Below are 275 nucleotides of genomic sequence, written 5' to 3'. Positions count from 1 at the left end.
ACCGTAATGTTGAAATCATAGTTCGTTTGCTCTGACATTGAAGCATTGGCAATCGTAAAACCGTTCGTGTCACGGCTACCCATGTGCTCCATACGCTGTTCCACTGGATAGTTTTCAAACACCATAATATGATTTACCAGATCCTGCTTTTGCTCAGTCAGGGCCTGAATTTCATACAACGGATAGGTTTCATAGGCTCGGGAAGCCAGTGCCTGCTCCTGTATCTGCTTCATTAACGCAGCAAACGTCATATCTTTCTCACTGTGAATCCGTAC

Annotated in this window: 1 protein-coding gene; it reads right to left on the bottom strand. The window is 44.7% G+C overall.

What is annotated here, in order from left to right:
• On the bottom strand, nt 1–275 hold a 275-nt coding region (locus tag ACUYLD_RS25690), incomplete at both ends, for a condensation domain-containing protein (RefSeq protein WP_446676242.1).

The sequence above is a fragment of the Paenibacillus sp. SER-28 genome (assembly GCF_052906305.1).
The sequence above is the reverse complement of the archived record's forward strand: the minus strand, read 5'-3'. Positions and strand labels throughout refer to the sequence as shown.